General features: G+C 45.6%; 15 protein-coding genes and 1 pseudogene. 13 read left to right on the forward strand and 3 right to left on the reverse strand.

Annotated features, from left to right (window positions below):
- Positions 1-222, reverse strand: coding sequence for a DUF1128 domain-containing protein (locus BW952_RS10930; RefSeq protein ID WP_045851393.1), 222 nt, complete (start codon positions 220-222; stop codon positions 1-3).
- Positions 223-296: 74 nt separating this feature from the next.
- Complete coding sequence (locus tag BW952_RS10935) at positions 297-1622, reverse strand: alanine/glycine:cation symporter family protein (RefSeq protein ID WP_045851394.1); 1326 nt, start codon at positions 1620-1622, stop codon at positions 297-299.
- A gap of 210 nt (positions 1623-1832) precedes the next feature.
- Here BW952_RS10935 and BW952_RS10940 point away from each other — a divergent pair, with 210 nt between their 5' ends.
- Positions 1833-2186 carry a hypothetical protein gene (locus BW952_RS10940; protein ID WP_045851365.1) on the forward strand — a complete coding sequence of 118 codons (354 nt, stop codon included), beginning with the start codon at positions 1833-1835 and terminating at the stop codon, positions 2184-2186.
- A gap of 15 nt (positions 2187-2201) precedes the next feature.
- Positions 2202-3047 (forward strand): YihY/virulence factor BrkB family protein, encoded by an 846-nt coding sequence (locus tag BW952_RS10945; RefSeq protein ID WP_082084633.1) that lies wholly within the window; start codon positions 2202-2204, stop codon positions 3045-3047.
- A gap of 35 nt (positions 3048-3082) precedes the next feature.
- On the opposite strand, the gene BW952_RS10950 is transcribed toward BW952_RS10945, so the two are convergent.
- A complete protein-coding gene (locus BW952_RS10950; RefSeq protein ID WP_045851366.1) occupies positions 3083-4987 on the reverse strand; it encodes a heavy metal translocating P-type ATPase in 1905 nt (634 codons plus the stop codon).
- 234 nt (positions 4988-5221) lie between these two features.
- Here BW952_RS10950 and BW952_RS10955 point away from each other — a divergent pair, with 234 nt between their 5' ends.
- The 11 genes and pseudogenes from BW952_RS10955 to BW952_RS11000 all read left to right on the forward strand — a co-directional run bounded on the left by BW952_RS10955 (position 5222) and on the right by BW952_RS11000 (position 15645).
- Complete coding sequence (locus tag BW952_RS10955; RefSeq protein ID WP_045851367.1) at positions 5222-5602, forward strand: OsmC family protein; 381 nt, start codon at positions 5222-5224, stop codon at positions 5600-5602.
- Positions 5603-5690: 88 nt separating this feature from the next.
- On the forward strand, positions 5691-6743 hold the full coding sequence (gene cax, locus BW952_RS10960; RefSeq protein ID WP_045851368.1) for a calcium/proton exchanger: 1053 nt from the start codon (positions 5691-5693) through the stop codon (positions 6741-6743).
- Between the two features lie 21 nt (positions 6744-6764).
- On the forward strand, positions 6765-6944 hold the full coding sequence (locus tag BW952_RS10965; RefSeq protein ID WP_231581427.1) for an SE1561 family protein: 180 nt from the start codon (positions 6765-6767) through the stop codon (positions 6942-6944).
- Positions 6945-7244: 300 nt separating this feature from the next.
- Positions 7245-8789, forward strand: a complete 1545-nt coding sequence (locus BW952_RS10970; protein WP_045851370.1) for a fumarate hydratase — start codon at positions 7245-7247, stop codon at positions 8787-8789.
- Between the two features lie 242 nt (positions 8790-9031).
- The gene (gene pdaA / locus BW952_RS10975) at positions 9032-9784 is read left to right on the forward strand and encodes a delta-lactam-biosynthetic de-N-acetylase (protein WP_045851371.1); all 753 of its coding nucleotides are present in this window, start codon (positions 9032-9034) and stop codon (positions 9782-9784) included.
- 62 nt (positions 9785-9846) lie between these two features.
- Positions 9847-11217 (forward strand): 23S rRNA (uracil(1939)-C(5))-methyltransferase RlmD, encoded by a 1371-nt coding sequence (rlmD, locus tag BW952_RS10980; protein WP_045851372.1) that lies wholly within the window; start codon positions 9847-9849, stop codon positions 11215-11217.
- 26 nt (positions 11218-11243) lie between these two features.
- Positions 11244-11384 carry a hypothetical protein gene (locus tag BW952_RS19450; RefSeq protein ID WP_156149426.1) on the forward strand — a complete coding sequence of 47 codons (141 nt, stop codon included), beginning with the start codon at positions 11244-11246 and terminating at the stop codon, positions 11382-11384.
- The gene (locus tag BW952_RS10985) at positions 11381-11782 is read left to right on the forward strand and encodes a type II toxin-antitoxin system death-on-curing family toxin (RefSeq protein ID WP_045851373.1); all 402 of its coding nucleotides are present in this window, start codon (positions 11381-11383) and stop codon (positions 11780-11782) included. Before BW952_RS19450 ends, BW952_RS10985 begins: the two co-directional genes overlap by 4 nt.
- Positions 11783-11937: 155 nt before the next feature.
- Positions 11938-12276: pseudogene (locus tag BW952_RS10990) on the forward strand (type I restriction endonuclease subunit R); the annotation flags it as partial.
- Between the two features lie 269 nt (positions 12277-12545).
- A complete protein-coding gene (locus tag BW952_RS10995) occupies positions 12546-14219 on the forward strand; it encodes an SWIM zinc finger family protein (RefSeq protein WP_045851375.1) in 1674 nt (557 codons plus the stop codon).
- Positions 14220-14412: 193 nt separating this feature from the next.
- Positions 14413-15645 (forward strand): MFS transporter, encoded by a 1233-nt coding sequence (locus BW952_RS11000; RefSeq protein WP_045851376.1) that lies wholly within the window; start codon positions 14413-14415, stop codon positions 15643-15645.
- Positions 15646-16111 lie beyond the last annotated feature (466 nt).

A 16111-nucleotide genomic window follows, 5' to 3' on the forward strand; every position in this document is an offset into this window, starting at 1 on the left:
TTATTTACGAAGGTTGCCGAGCTCTTCTGCAATGGCCTGCATCTCGTTCGGGCTGAACGACTGCTTGCGAATCACTAGCTCGTAAATGTCCTTTAAATCCTCATAAGATGAGGTGCTGAAATGCTCCGGGCTGATCGCGCCTGTATTGACCATGCGCAGCTTAGCGGTAATTTGATTCACCATATACTGAATATTTTCTGCTGATTGTACACTTAAATCCACGAGTATGTCACCTTTTTCATTTTTTCTCATCATTCCATGTTTTGCCGCACTTGTCAACAAAGCGAGGAAAGGAGTCAGACAATCCGCTTTTCTTCTTTTATTTTCTTTAAGATGATTTTTGTTTCTGCTAGAACCACACCCGACAAGCCAATGAGACCGATTAAATTCGGAAGAGCCATCAAGCCGTTCATCATATCGGCGAATGTCCAGACGGTTTCGAGGCTCGTTACGGCTCCTAGGAACACGGTTAAAACAAACGCGATGCGGTAATAGCGGACGGTTTTTTTGCTAAACAAATAGGAAAAGCATTTTTCTCCGTAATAGGACCAGCCAATGATCGTGGAGGAAGCGAAAAACACCAGCCCGATCGCCACGATGTAAGCGCCCGCTGATCCGAGAAATTCGCTGAATGCCGCCGTTGTCAGCTCACTCCCTTTTAATCCGGAATCGTACTGGCCGGCTAAAATGATCGTTAAACCGGTAATCGAGCAGATGACGATCGTATCAATGAATACTTGCGTCATCGACACGAGCGCCTGGCGTGCAGGCAGATCGGTTTTTGCTGCCGCCGCCGCAATAGAAGCCGACCCAAGCCCCGCTTCGTTGGAAAACACGCCGCGCGCAACCCCGTATCGAATGACAGCGCCAATGGCACCGCCAGCCGCTGCTTCCCCTGTAAACGCATCGGTAAAAACGAGCCCTAATGCGGCAGGGACGTCCGCTATGTTCATTGCGATAACGATTAAGCCGGCGATCACATAAAAAGCGGCCATGACCGGAACGAAAAATGCCGCAGCACGGCCAATGCTTTGAATGCCGCCCAGCAAAACAAGACCGGTAAAAATCGTTAAAAGAAGGCCTGTTAACCAGGCAGGTACATGAAAAGTCGAATGCACGACACCTGCTACAGAATTGGCCTGAACCAGGTTTCCGATGCCGAACGCCGCGCCAGCGCCAAACAAAGCAAACAATACACCGAGCCACTTTTGATTTAATCCTCGTTCTAAATAGTACATCGGCCCGCCCGACATTTCACCGTCCGCGTCCTGTACACGGTATTTAACAGCAAGGACAGCCTCCGCATACTTTGTCGCCATGCCAAAAAAGGCACTGATCCACATCCAAAAAAGGGCACCCGGCCCGCCGAGCAGGACCGCTGTTGCCACGCCGACAATATTTCCAGTGCCGACTGTTGCCGCAAGCGCAGTCATAAGAGCTTGGAAATGGGAAATATCCCCTTCCGCATGCTGGTCCTGTTTTTTGCTGAAGGCGAGCTTTAACGAGTAGGGCAGCAGTCGAATTTGAAGAAACCCAATAAGAACAGAAAAATAAATGCCGGTTCCAGCAATCAAAATTAAAAGAGGCGGCCCCCAAATAAACGAACTGATCGTTCTCAACATTTCCAGAAGCTGTTCTTGTCCCAAAGCCAGTCCTCCTCACTCGTGAAGACGATCAAACATCGCCAGGCACGGGTTAAATAAAACATCTTTTTTATAAATATGCGTTTTAATTATTTTTATTAAGGGAAAAGCTTCAACATCTACAAAGGAAAAAAGGCTCATAAAGCCGAATAGAATACGGTATCGAGATAAAGAAAGGATGACAATTCAATGGGTAAAAGTAAATTTTTCGCAAGTGTAGCAGCAGGAGCAGCAGTAGGAGGCGTTATTGCGCTCTTAGACCGCGGGACGCGTCAGGAGATGTCTTCCTGGGCAAGCTATTTAATCGCGCTGGCAAAAGATCCGGATCAGCTGACCGCCTCCTCACGTGAATTGATTGACCGGGCAACGGAAACAGCTCAAAAAATCAATGAGGATGTTTCGTTTATTAAAGGAAAAGTAGATAACTTAAAAGACCTGACACCGGAAGTAAAGGATCTTGTCGACGAAACAAAATCTACTTTTGCGCCGCAGGGACAAAATCCAGCGGCTTCGGCAGAACAGACACAAACGCCGACGTCATAATGGAGGAGAAGATTTTTGGCTGAAAAAACAGATAAAAAAACAGATTTGCGTATTTTTTTTAAACACCTGCTGCGGCGGATTAAGGCTTCTGATGTTCCGGGAGTAGCCGCGCAAATGGCGTACTTTTTTTTGCTGGCGCTGTTTCCACTAATGATCTTTATGGTGACATTGCTCGGCTATTTGCCGATTGATCCGAATGAGGTATTCAACGTCGTGAAGGATTTTGCGCCGTCTGATTCGCTCAGCCTGGTGCAGGATACACTGCAGGAAGTGACGTCTAACGAAAATGGCGGGCTGCTGTCCGTTGGTTTTCTCGGTACGATCTGGTCTGCATCTAACGCGATGAACGCGGTCATTAAAGGGCTGAACTATGCTTATGACGTAAAAGAAACAAGAGCCTTTTACGTTGCGCGCGGCTTGTCGATTTTGCTGACGTTCGCGTTTATCATCATCATTGCCGTTATGCTTATTTTGCAAGTGTTCGGCCAGCAAATTGGCGAGTTTGCCTTTGAATTCCTCGGCATGGGGGATCAGTTTTTAATCATCTGGACGTGGATTCGCTTCCTGCTTCCGCCAGTGGTTCTGTTCCTTGTGTTCATGGGCCTTTACTATTTGGCTCCTAATTTAAAAGTGAAGTACGTAACAGTGCTGCCGGGTGCTATTTTTGCGACACTCGGATGGATTATTGTATCGCTTGGCTTCTCTTTCTATGTCAACAACTTTGGGAACTACTCCGCCACCTACGGAAGCATCGGGGGCGTGATCGTCCTAATGATCTGGCTGTACTTATCCGCGATGATTATTTTAGTCGGCGGTGAAATAAACGCACTGCGCAATGACCAAAAGCGCGGAGTTCATTAAAAAACCAGCTTGAGGGCTTTCCTCAAGCTGGTTTTTTATGTTTTAAGGAGTCTCAAGCCGTTCAGGATCACAAGGATCGTGCTTCCTTCGTGGCCGAGGACACCAAATGGCAGGTCGAGCACCTGAAAGAAGTTTGAGATGATAAGCAGCACAATAACGGAAATGGAGAAGATAATATTTTGTTTAACGATCCGCTGCATTTTCCGAGAAAGCTGAATGGCTTCGGCAATTTTCGGCAAATCATTTTTCATTAAGATCACGTCTGCGGTTTCCAGTGCTACATCCGATCCTTCTCCCATCGCAATACCGACAGATGCTGTGGCAAGGGCAGGAGCGTCATTAATGCCGTCGCCGACCATCGCGACGGTGCCGTACTTCTCCAGCAGTTCTTTTACATGATCCACCTTTTGTTCAGGCAGGCACTCCGCAATATAAGAGCCAAGAGCCGTTTCTGAGGCAATCGCTCTGGCTGTTTTTTCGCTGTCGCCCGTCAGCATAATCGTGAAAATCCCTTCGTCCTGCAAAGTTTTCAGCGCTTGTTTCGTTTCTTCCCGAATAATGTCCTTCAGGGCAATGACAGCAGCAATACCTTCCTGATCGGCGATGTAGATAGTCGTTTTTCCATCCTCCGCAAATTGGGCTGCCGCTCCATTAGCAAACGCCGCTGCTTCTTCCTTGCCAACAAACGCTGCCTTGCCGATTTTCCATACGTTGTCGCCAATGGTTCCTTTTACTCCCCAGCCGGCTACATCTTCAAGCTGATCCGGTGGAGAGAACAAAATGTTTTCCTGCTGCGCATACCGGACAACAGCATGGGCGAGCGGATGGTTTGAGCGGCTTTCAATAGAAGCAGCCGCCTGAAGAATCTCCTGTCTGCGTAGGTTTCCCCGAATCACAACATCCGTGACCTCAGGCTTTCCGCGTGTAAGTGTTCCTGTTTTATCAAAGGCGATTGCTTTGATGTGGCTCAAGTTCTCAAGATGGGCACCGCCTTTAAAGAGAATGCCGCTTCGTGCACCGTTCGAAATGGCAGAAAGGGTAGCGGGCATAATTGAAGCAACAAGGGCGCATGGAGACGCGACAACGAGCAGTACCATCGCGCGGTAAAAGGTTTCTGTCCAGCTCCAGCCAAGAAGGAAATGCGGCAAAAACATCATAAGAGAAACAATAACGAGCACGACTTTTACATAGCTGCCTTCAAACCGTTCGATAAACTGCTGTGAAGGAGATTTCTCGCTTTGAGCAGATTGCACAAGTTCGATAATTTTTTGGAAAAGTGTTTCATCTGCTTTTTTTGTTACTTCGATATACACGGACCCGGTCATATTAACCGTCCCGGCAAATACGTCAGCACCGGCTTCTTTGGAAACAGGAATCGATTCACCCGTAATCGCTGCTTCATCAATTGTCGTATGGCCCTTTGAAATAAGACCGTCCGCGGGAACGCGTTCGCCGGGCTTAACAATAATAATGTCACCGCGTGTTAGTTCGGAAACGTGTACATGCTCTTCAGATCCGTCGCGAACGAGCAGGGCTGTATCCGGCTGAATGTCCATGAGCGCCGAAATTTCCCGCTGGCTTTTGTTCATCGTATACGTTTCAAGAGCCCCGCTGACGGCGAAAATAAAAATTAAAATCGCGCCTTCTGTCCAGTAGCCGATGGCCGCTGAGCCGGCAGCAGCCAGGATCATCAGCATTTCGACATTTAATTCTTTTTCTTTAATCGTTGCTTCAATGCCTTCCTTTGCTTTAGCAAAGCCCCCGATCAAAAAAGCAGATAAATAAACGAAAACCGAAGCGGTCTCTGCGCCATTTCGATCAAGCAGCCAGCCGGCCAGAATAAGCAGGCCGCTAAAAAGAGCGGCGGCTAATTCAAGGTGCGGTGTGATTTTTTGAAGCAAGCCTTCACGCGGCAGTGTATTCTCAGTCAATGCAGTCATAAAGTGATCCTCCTTATCTAATTGAGAATTAAAATCAAGCCATTGACGTTGATTATCATTAACAAAACCTTTATTGAAAAGGTTTTTCAATTAGAATGAACTTATTTTTAGTTTATAATTATTATAATGTAAAGTAATCATACCATAATTTTAGAAAGATGCAAGGGGCACTTATTGGCGGAATGAAGGGGATTCGATACAATAGGGAGTATCAATGAAAGGAAGTGTTCATAAATGGAATTTAAAATGAAGGATGGCGGCTTTACAACGGATTTGCCATACGGCGAACTGCATATTTCTGGAGATGAGGCGTACGGGTTTCGGCCATATCAGCTTCTTGTTTCGTCCGTTGCTGTTTGCAGCGGGGGAGTACTCCGTAAAATATTTGCCAAGCAGCGGATTGACATTGAAGACATCACGATCCAAACAGATGTCGTACGCAATTCAGAAGCTGCAGACCGCGTGGAGAAAATTATGGTTCATTTTATTATTAAAGGGGCCGGCTTAAAGGAGGAAAAAGTTCGCAAAGCAATTGAATTAACACGCAAAAACTGCTCGATGGTACAGTCCGTGATTCCTTCTATTGAAGTAGAAGAAACATTTGAACTGAAATAATGTCACTAAATGTGTTAAATAAAGTAAAGAGCGGGTATGATGATTAAGTACTTATGCTCGTTACTTTGATTTAATGGAGAGTGGGATTATGGGAAAAGTGTTCGCAATTATGATTGCAGCGGGTGTCCCGCTGACGATTGCAGGGTCACTTTTGCACTGGCCGAGCGTGGTTATGTTTGTGATTTGCAGTGCGACGGTTATTGCGCTGTCAAGCTACATGGGCAGAGCAACGGAAAGTCTGGCGATCGTTGTTGGACCAAGGATTGGCGGTTTATTAAACGCAACGTTTGGAAATGCAGTCGAACTTATTATTTCTATTTTTGCACTAAAAGCAGGTCTCATCGGCGTTGTGCTGGCGTCTTTAACGGGCTCCGTACTTGGTAATTTATTGCTCGTTGCCGGTCTTTCCTTTTTTATGGGGGGAATGAAATTCAAGCGTCAAACCTTTAGTGTCCACGATGCCCGCCACAATTCAGCGCTGCTTATTTTTGCGGTGGTGGTCGCGTTTGTGATTCCGGAAATTTTTTCAATGAATATGACGGAAGCGAAAACGCTGAACTTAAGTATCGGCATTTCCGTTGTGATGATTGCCATCTATTTAGCCGGCTTGTTCTTTAAGCTTGTCACTCATCGCGGTGTGTATGCATCTGAAGGAAATGAAGGGCATCATGATGAAGTGCCGGAATGGAACAAGAAAAAAGCCATTTTGATTTTGCTGCTGGCAACGGCTGCAGTGGCTTATGTAGCGGAAAGTCTCGTTCACACGTTTGAAGCAGTTGGAGAGCAGTTTGGCTGGTCTGAATTGTTTATCGGGGTTATTATTGTCGCGATTGTCGGGAATGCCGCTGAGCATGCTTCAGCCATTCTGATGGCAATGAAAAATAAAATGGACATTGCCGTGGAAATTGCGATCGGCTCGACACTTCAAGTAGCCATGTTTGTCGCACCGGTGCTTGTATTGATTTCATTGCTGTTTCCAACACCGATGCCTCTTGTTTTTACGATTCCTGAGCTTGTCTCGATGATTACCGCGGTTTTTCTTGCCATCAGCATTTCAAATGATGGCGAAACAAACTGGTTTGAAGGGTTGACACTTCTTGCGGCATACCTCATTATGGGCATTGGATTTTATTTGTTATAAGCATAGAAGGGAATGGCGGATTTGAAACCAATTCAGGACAAAGAAAAGCAGGTCGTGTACTTAAAGGAGCGACTGAACATTTTTATGGAAGTGCTGGATTCGATTGATCCGGAAGAAGCGGAAGTAGAGGATATTGACCGCTTGATCGAGATGATCGATGATATAGAGCTTAAATGCGAGCAATTTCGCGGACGCGAATAAGCAAAACACCTTGAACGCCATTGTGGCTGTTCAAGGTGTTTTTTTTGCCAGAAGCAATCGGAAAAGGAGAAGTGATCGCTGAAAAAAGCCATTTATCGCTGATATCCATACGCGTACCGCCGGAAAAAATTTACCGGCGATACAGCCAATTTTATCAGCGCTTCTGCTGGCATACCGGCGTTAGCCAGGATTTCGTTCATTGAAACCGTTTGCGATTTTTTCTTTTAAACGTTTTGGCACAGGCGTATAATAAGAATTGTTCAAATACATATGAAAAAATCCTGAGGGGGAACCTGCACTATGAATTTGGAAACATTCCAGAAAAGCATGTACACGTTGATCGTCGAAACATCCACGAACCTGCCGAAAGATGTCCGGCGGGCAGTGAAACGGGCGAAGGAGCGCGAAAATGCCGGTACACGGTCCGCGATGAGCCTTGATACAATTACGACGAATATTAAAATGGCAGACGAAAACATTTCGCCGATTTGCCAGGATACAGGCATGCCAACGTTTAAAATCAAAACACCGGTCGGCGCGAACCAGCTGCATATTCAAAAAGCTATTTACGCGGCGATCGAACAGGCGACAAAAGACAGCAAGCTTCGCCCAAACTCAGTTGATTCACTGGATGGTTCGAACAGCGGCAACAATCTTGGTCCAGGAACGCCGGTCATTAAATTTGAGCAGTGGGAAGAGGATTATATCGACGCGCGTCTTATTTTAAAGGGCGGCGGCTGTGAAAATAAAAACATTCAATACAGCCTTCCGTGTGAGCTGGACGGCATTGGAAAAGCAGGCCGTGATTTGGACGGAATTCGCAAGTGCATTATGCATTCCGTTTATCAGGCGCAGGGCCAGGGCTGTTCTGCCGGCTTTATCGGCGTTGGCATCGGCGGCGACCGTTCATCTGGATATGATCTGGCAAAGGCGCAGCTGTTCCGCGGCGTGGATGACGTGAATGAGCACGAAGATTTACGCAAGCTCGAGGAGTATGTGATGGAGCATGCGAATGAGCTGGGCATCGGCACAATGGGATTTGGCGGCGAAACAACGCTTCTCGGCTGCAAGGTCGGTGTCATGAACCGTCTCCCGGCTAGCTTTTTCGTGTCGGTTGCGTATAACTGCTGGGCGTACCGCCGGCTTGGTGTAGCCGTTCATGCAGAAACAGGCGAAATCAGCGAATGGTTTTATCAGGACGGGGAAGAGGTGTCATTCGACACGGCCCAGTCGGAAGAACAGGAAGTAAAGTCGGAAAGCCGTGTTGTTACTTTGGAGGCTCCGATTACAGAAGAACAGATTCGTGAGCTGAAGGTCGGCGATGTTGTACAGATCAACGGCATGATGTACACCGGTCGTGATGCGATTCATAAGCATTTAAGCACAGCGGACAGTGCACCCGTGGACTTGAACGGCCAGGTGATTTACCATTGCGGCCCTGTGATGATGAAGGATGAAGATGGACAGTGGCACGTCAAGGCAGCCGGTCCGACAACATCCATTCGTGAAGAGCCGTACCAGGGCGATATTATGAAGCGGTTTGGCATTCGTGCGGTGATCGGCAAAGGCGGCATGGGGCCGAAAACGCTTCAGGCACTTGGCGAGCATGGCGGCGTGTATTTAAATGCGATCGGCGGAGCCGCGCAATATTACGCCGACTGTATTAAAGGTGTGGAAGGTGTAGACTTGATGCAATTCGGCATTCCGGAAGCGATGTGGCATTTGCGTGTTGAAGGGTTTACAGCTGTTGTGACAATGGATTCACATGGAAACAGCCTTCATAAAGAAGTCGATAAATCCTCACTTGAAAAATTAGCGAAGTTTAAAGAACCTGTTTTTTCTTAAAGAATAAATAGGAAATTGGCATAGAATAATCGAACGGTCTGCTTCTGCGGACCGTTTCTTTTTTCGTGGGCGCGATTTTCCCTTACGACGGCGCGATTTCGTTCGGAGTCGGCGTGATTTCCCTGAATCACGCCAATATCGATGAAAATCACGCCAATCATCAGAGCCGTCGTATTGAAATAACTTCCCACGTTTAAAATGGTTTTATACAGCACATCTTATGTACAAAAGGTGGTGCTGAAATGAAACAGTTTATTTTATTTGTTGTCTTTCTGTTTATGCTGCCGGTCATTGCGGTGTCGTCTGAAGCGATTCACTGGGGATTTCAAAAAGGAGCGGATGGACGCCCGGCGGAAGCGGGCGGTCAATTGGATCAGATGCTGGCGGAATACAATTCCTTTTATAAGGGCAGCCCGAAGAAAAAAGTGGTGTACTTAACGTTTGACAACGGATATGAAAATGGCCATACAAACACCATTCTCGATACGCTGAAAAAAGAGAAAGTACCGGCTGCTTTTTTTATCACGGGGCACTATCTGGAAAGCGCACCGGAGCTCGTCAAACGAATGGTTAAGGAAGGGCATATCATCGGTAATCACTCCTGGCACCATTATGATTTGACAAGTGTTCCAGGCAGCACAGTGATTGAAGAAATGAAGCTTGTAGAGGACCAGGTGGCGAAATTAACAGCGCAGAAAAAAACACCATACGTCCGGCCGCCGCGCGGGATTTTTTCTGAAAATGTATTGAAAACAGCCGAGAAAGCCGGCTACACTCACGTCATGTGGTCACTGGCCTATGTGGACTGGTATGCGGACCAGCCGAAAGGAAAGGATTATGCGTATAACGAAATTATGAAGCAAATTCACCCGGGTGCTGTGATCATGCTCCATAGTGTGTCAAAAGATAATGCCGAGGCGCTTCCGGATGTCATCCGCGACCTGAAAAAGAAAGGCTATACCTTTAAATCACTGGACCATTTAGCCGGCGCATAAACTGCCCCGGCTTCTTTTGATTGGCGGGGTTCTATGGTACAGTTAGTCGTGAGGTGACGATTATGAAAAATGGAATTGAAATGAAAACGGGACAGACGTTTCCGTTAACAATAAAGCGAATCGGCATAAATGGAGAAGGAGTCGGCTACTTTAAGCGAAAAGCTGTTTTTGTCCCTGGTGCCCTTCCTGGAGAAGAAATCACCGCAGAAGCTGTAAAGGTCATGCCAAAATTTACAGAGGCGGTTATCAAAAAATTACGCAAGCCATCACCGGACCGCGTGACACCGCCGTGTCCTATTTATGAAAAGTGCGGCGGCTGCCAGCTTCAGCATCTTGACTACAAAGCACAGCTCACCGAGAAAAAAGGATTAATTGTCCAGGCGCTTGAGCGTTATACATCCTTTAACATCGAGAAGCTGCCAATCCACGATACAATCGGTATGGATGACCCGTGGCGCTACCGGAACAAAGCACAGTTTCAAACAGGGGTGGAAAAGGGACGGATGATCGCCGGATTATACAGCCCGAACTCGAATGAAGTCGTCGATATTAACGAATGCATCGTGCAGCACTCGATCATTGACGAAACAATCCGTCTATCGAAGAAAATCATGAACCAGCTGTCGATCCCCGTTTACAGCGCCAAAAACAAGCAAGGCGTTAAAACCATCGTTGTGCGCTACGGCTTTGAAACAGGCGACGTGCAGGCGGTGATCGTCACAGGCGACAAGCGCTTTCCGAAGGCGAAGGAATTTGCTGAAAGCTTAATGAAGCAAAAGCAGCGAGTGAAATCCGTTGTTCATAACGTCAATTCCGGCAATACACATTTAGTGATGGGTGACGTGTCAACAACCATTGCGGGCAGTGACACCATTTCTGAAAAGCTGGGCGAGTTTGAATACAAGCTATCTGCCCGCTCGTTTTTCCAGCTGAATCCGTTACAAACGAAAAAGCTGTACGACGAAGTGAAAAAAGCAGCCGACGTAAAGCCAGAGGACAACGTAGTCGATGCGTACTGCGGCTCTGGCACAATCGGACTATGGATCGGCAAAAACGCCGCAGAAGTGCGCGGCATGGACACCATTTCTTCCTCCATCAAGGATGCCCGCGCTAACGCCGAAAAATACGGCGTGAATGCCAAATACGAAGTCGGCCCTGCCGAAAAATGGCTCCCTGCCTGGAAAGAAAAAGGATGGACGCCGGACGTTCTTGTGACCGATCCGCCGCGCACAGGACTCGACCGGAAACTGATCCAGACGATCAAGCAAGTGAAGCCAAAAACCTTCGTCTACGTCTCCTGTAACCCGTCCACCCTCGCGAAGGACCTAGTGGAGCTCGGGTCCGTTTACCGGATTGACTCCATTCAGCCGGTAGATATGTTTCCGCAGACGGCGCAGGTTGAGTGTGTGGTCAGGCTATATTTGAAGGGGTGAAAAAATAACAAAGGAAGGTGTTCTTTTTGAAAGATAAAATGGAAAAAGATCAAAAACAAGAACAGCGTGAAGAAGAAATTGAAGTTCAGGAAAAATTGGACATGGAATCATTTTCAGTGATTAAGCGGCTGTATCATGAAACATTTAAAGATCTGGTGGATCGATGAAAAAATTGTCTTCTGGCATTGCGGTTGAGCTGAATCGACTTTTAATTGAAGAATACAGCAAAGGCGAAATGAAAGGTGTTAAAGAGCCTGCTTTATTAGACAGTGCGATAGAAAGGCCCTTTCAAACAATGTTCGGTGAGTCCCTATATCAAGATATTTTTGAAAAATCAACGGCCTTATTTGAATCGTTAGCTAAAAATCACGTCTTTTATAATGCAAACAAAAGAACAGCTTTTGCATGTATGACTTATTTTTTATTTATCAATGGACGTATTTGTGTGATGAATGAACAACAAGCTTCAGATATGACCGTGAATTTTGTGACAGGTGAGTTGAAATTTGAAGAAGTAGTGCAATTAATTAAAAACAATTCGTATCAAAAGAGCACAAAAAGTTAAGAGAAGAGAACGAATACAGAAAAAAAAGCTGGTAGAGCAGCTTTATGGCCGTTCATGAATTCTCCAAGCAATGAAAAAGCATCCGCACAAATTATTGTGTAGGTGCTTTTTTTACTGCTAAAATTCCCGGAAAACAGAAAAAATGCTGCCAAATAATCTCCATCTTTGCGTTTACGGCGACACCAAAGCCGAAGACATTAGAGAAATTCGGTACAATGGGTGCAGATGGCAAGCCAGCAGCATTCCATCAGTATACAATGCGGCAAGCAATTGAAGAAGGTTTTACTTTAGATGTACTTGAAAACTATACGACTTATAAAACGTTCTGGAAAATTGCAAAGACAGTAGACGATGATCCGGAGGTATCACAAAAACAAGCAACGAAAAAGCTGGCACAATACGTGTCGCTTCATCCGCATAGCAACGCACAAAAAACAGAAATTATGATAGAGCACTATCGCAATTTCGTACAGCGCAAAATCGGTGGCCGTGCATAATAATAGAGATAATTACTTTTGGAAGAAGCATCATTTATCTGAACAGTTAAATGTCAATCCCAAATATTAAAAATACTAATAGAGCCGTGAATAGGCTCTTTTTTTATGAAATTCTCCCCATGCTAAGTTGCCGAATAATTCTCTTCCTTAACGATCGGTTATATAATAAAGTTAAATATGCAGCAAAGCGAATGATATAAGATTGTACAAAAAATACTAGTAAATACCGCGTACATAAATCATATCATTATTTATGGAGGTAGCGTGTGAATATTCGCAATTTTGAAAACAGTATTGAGGATATCATTTTGCAAAGAGGGCGTGCCTACTATTTAGAAGGGGCCGTATCAGACATTGATGAATACGATGACGGAGAATATGTCCTGTATATAGACGGACGTTCAGAATATGAAGTATCAGTGGAAATAAATGAAAGCGGAGATATTTATTCATCAGAATGCGATTGTCCATACGAGTTTGGGCCCGTATGCAAGCATGAAGTAGCAGCGTATTTTTATTTAAGAAACATGATTAGTCAGAGCGGTTCAGGTTTTGAAAAAACAAAGAAAAAAGAAAAAAAGGCAACGCTGGCAGAGGTGCTGGCTCAGCTGTCAAAAGAAGAGTTAGTGGAGATTGTCACGCAATTAGCAAGCGATAACAACGCACTGAAAAAGCGGCTGATTATGCGATATGCAGCAGGAACAGAAGAGCAAGAGCTTGAGACATGCCGGTCCATGATCAGAACGATTAAAAGAGAATATATGCAGAGGGGGTTTGTTTCTTATCGTGAAGCGAGTGGTTTTGCAAAAGAATTAAGTGAAGTGGCAGATAAAGCGGGAATGGTGGAAAATCCGTTTGTTGCGCTGGACATTGCTTTTGTGCTGCTGGAAGAAGCGGTTGAGGCCTTTGACTATGTGGATGATTCTGACGGTGATGTGGGCTGGCTTGTTTCCTACACGCTTGATCGTATCCGAGAAATCGCAGAAAAAGAATTGAAAAAAAGCGAAGCAGAAAACAGCAAGAAGTTGTTTTATCATATACTGTCTTACGCGGATCATGATTTGTTTGAGGGCTGGGCTGAATTTAAAATGGATCTGTTATACAGCTGTGCTTGTTTTGCAGGAAATCCTCAGTTGAGAGAAGTTTTGCACCAGAAAACGAATTCGATGCTGTTGTTACTTGAAGACAACGATTTTGCCCGCTATGAGAAGGAATCTTTGTTAAAGCTGCAGCTTTATTTGATTGAAACGCATGGTACAAAAGAAGAAGAGCAGCAATTCGTGAAAGAAAAGCTCCATTATCCATCATTCCGAAAACGGCTGATAGAAGAATGCTTGAAAAAAGGGGACTATCAAAAAGTGATCGAGCTGGCTCGAGAAGGCGAACGCCTTGATCACGGTCGTGCGGGATTAGTGAAAGATTGGAAAACGTTCCGTTATGCCGCGTATCAACAGCAAGGCCTTCCTAAAGAGCAAAAACAATTGGCGAAGGATCTTTTTATGGGAGGCGACTTCTTGTATTATGAAGACTTAAAAAAATTCGCCGGAGCAGATTTTGATTCATTTTATCAGCGGTTAAAAGAAGAGCTGCGGCCAGGAAGAGACTGGCGTCAAAGAGAGTTATTTTTGACGTTAATTGAAACAGAGCAAGATGATCAAGAACTGCTTGCTGTAGTTCAAAAGCAGCCGCCTTTGATTGAAGCGTACGCGGATCGTTTGCATAAACTGTACCCTGATGAAGTGGAGACGACGTATAGAACGTACATCGAAGCACTCTCGAAACCCGCGGCAAACCGGAATCGATACAAAGACATTTGCAGGAAAATAAGCCATTATCAAAAAGTGGCGGGGATTGAAAAAAAGAATATCCTCGTTTCGAAGCTAAAGGAGCAATATAGAAAACGCCCTGCTTTTTTAGATGAACTGACAAAAATGAGATAACGAGTCTCCCGAAATGTGGAAATCCAGTTGTCCTACAATCACGAATTGAGGACATCAAAAGGATGACAGGCAAAGGCGAATAGAAAACGCGAAAATAGTTTTCATCAGCTAGAATGATTAAAAACAGGTAATATGCCAATCGAATAAGCAATGAAACAAATATTAAAAAAAGTTTGAAATAGGGGTAAAAACCATGACCACAAATAACGCCGCATTACCTGAAAACTGGCTGAGGAACATCATCCTGTTTTTAAGCAGCCAAACGATTTCTCTTTTTGGCTCGTCTTTAGTTCAATATGCGATTATGTGGCACATCACCTTAACGACACAATCCGGCTTGATGATGACGCTGTATATCATTTGCGGTTTTATTCCAACGTTTCTTTTGTCGCCCGTTGCTGGGGTCTGGGCGGACCGGTATAACCGCAAGCGGCTTATTATGGCAGCGGATGGCTTGATTGCTGTGGCTACTTTGATCCTGGCTGTTCTGTTTTTAATGGGCTTTGATTCTATTTGGCTTTTGTTTGCAATAGCAGCTGTCCGGGCATTCGGGTCCGGTATCCAAATGCCGGCAGTGGGGGCTATTTTGCCGCAGATTGTGCCGAAAGACCAGCTCACTAAAGTAAATGGAGTGAATGGAAGCATTCAGGCGATGATTATGTTTGCTTCGCCAATGGTGGGCGCCGCTCTTTTGGGGATGATGCCGCTTGAGTGGATCTTTTTTGTGGATGTAGCGACAGCAGCCATCGCCATTGTCACACTTTCCTTTTTGAAGGTTTCCGTTCATGAAAAAGCAGCAGGAACACAAGAAGCCGGCTACTTCAGTGATTTTAAGGAAGGGCTAAGGTATGTAAACCGCCACTCCTTTTTAAAGCCATTCTTTTTGTTTTTTGCGGTCTTTTTCGTGCTGATGGCACCGGCGGCTTTTTTAACTCCGCTTCAAGTGGCGCGCAGCTTTAATGGAGGTGAGTGGCAGCTTGCTGCAGTAGAAGTGGCGTTTTCGATCGGAATGATGGCAGGGGGTGCTGTCATTGCGTTTTGGGGCGGCTTTCGGAACAAGAACAATACATTGGGGCTCGGCAGTATGATCATGGGCGTTTGCACGCTGGCGCTGGGCGTCGTGCCGGATTTTTGGGTTTACTTGGCTTTCATGGCGCTGTTTGGTGTGGCGGTTCCCTTTTTTAATACGCCTGCAACCGTGCTGCTTCAGGAAAAAGTGGAGGAGGCTTATTTAGGGCGGGTGTTTGGTGTCATGAGCATGATCTCTACATCCATGATGCCGCTCGGAATGCTTTTATTCGGCCCGCTGTCAGATGTAATCAAAATCGAATGGATGCTGATTGGAACAGGCATCTTGATCCTCCTCCTCGCCTATTTCCTTATGCGAAACAAGCAGCTCATTGAAGCCGGAAAGCCGGCAGTGTAGAGTTGGCGGTCATCTTTTTGAGGTGGACAATAGCCATATAAGTGAAAGAGCCGTCTTTTTTTAAAAGCCGGTTTTTTTAATTTTGAAATCTATTGTGCAAGCGGTCTTTCCCTTGTGATATACAGTGCAGATAGATTCATTCATCTTTCGTTATGTAGAAAAAGAACCACTCATTTCTGATGTAATGCGCATCCTCAAATTGAATAATCGTTTTTCCATTTTGGCTGATAAAAATAAAAGAAGTGGCTGATAAACGCGCCGATCTGACCGGAAAAGGCTTTTTATCGGTCAGATGATGTCGGTTACCGATCACTTCCACCACTATCTGTATTAGAATTTTTATAAAGTCGCTGCACCTCTAGAACCACTACCGGCAGCCCGGTGCCCCTGCTTTTGCTTTTCTAGAAAAAAGAAGAATTAAGTTTCTTGGCTACTAGATCGTTCGGGTTCAATGGTTACCCTCAAT

The sequence above is a fragment of the Domibacillus enclensis genome, assembly GCF_900156125.1.
GTDB classification, from domain to species: domain Bacteria; phylum Bacillota; class Bacilli; order Bacillales; family Domibacillaceae; genus Domibacillus; species Domibacillus enclensis.

What these genes read in the sequence shown, in the direction of transcription:
- BW952_RS10950 (WP_045851366.1), bottom strand. Translation starts at nt 4,987, where the DNA reads ATGACTGCATTGACTGAGAATACACTGCCGCGTGAAGGCTTGCTTCAA.
- BW952_RS11000 (WP_045851376.1), top strand. Translation starts at nt 14,413, where the DNA reads ATGACCACAAATAACGCCGCATTACCTGAAAACTGGCTGAGGAACATC.
- BW952_RS10940 (WP_045851365.1), top strand. Translation starts at nt 1,833, where the DNA reads ATGGGTAAAAGTAAATTTTTCGCAAGTGTAGCAGCAGGAGCAGCAGTA.
- BW952_RS10985 (WP_045851373.1), top strand. Translation starts at nt 11,381, where the DNA reads ATGAAAAAATTGTCTTCTGGCATTGCGGTTGAGCTGAATCGACTTTTA.
- BW952_RS10970 (WP_045851370.1), top strand. Translation starts at nt 7,245, where the DNA reads ATGAATTTGGAAACATTCCAGAAAAGCATGTACACGTTGATCGTCGAA.
- rlmD (WP_045851372.1), top strand. Translation starts at nt 9,847, where the DNA reads ATGAAAAATGGAATTGAAATGAAAACGGGACAGACGTTTCCGTTAACA.
- cax (WP_045851368.1), top strand. Translation starts at nt 5,691, where the DNA reads ATGGGAAAAGTGTTCGCAATTATGATTGCAGCGGGTGTCCCGCTGACG.
- BW952_RS10955 (WP_045851367.1), top strand. Translation starts at nt 5,222, where the DNA reads ATGGAATTTAAAATGAAGGATGGCGGCTTTACAACGGATTTGCCATAC.
- pdaA (WP_045851371.1), top strand. Translation starts at nt 9,032, where the DNA reads ATGAAACAGTTTATTTTATTTGTTGTCTTTCTGTTTATGCTGCCGGTC.
- BW952_RS10935 (WP_045851394.1), bottom strand. Translation starts at nt 1,622, where the DNA reads ATGTTGAGAACGATCAGTTCGTTTATTTGGGGGCCGCCTCTTTTAATT.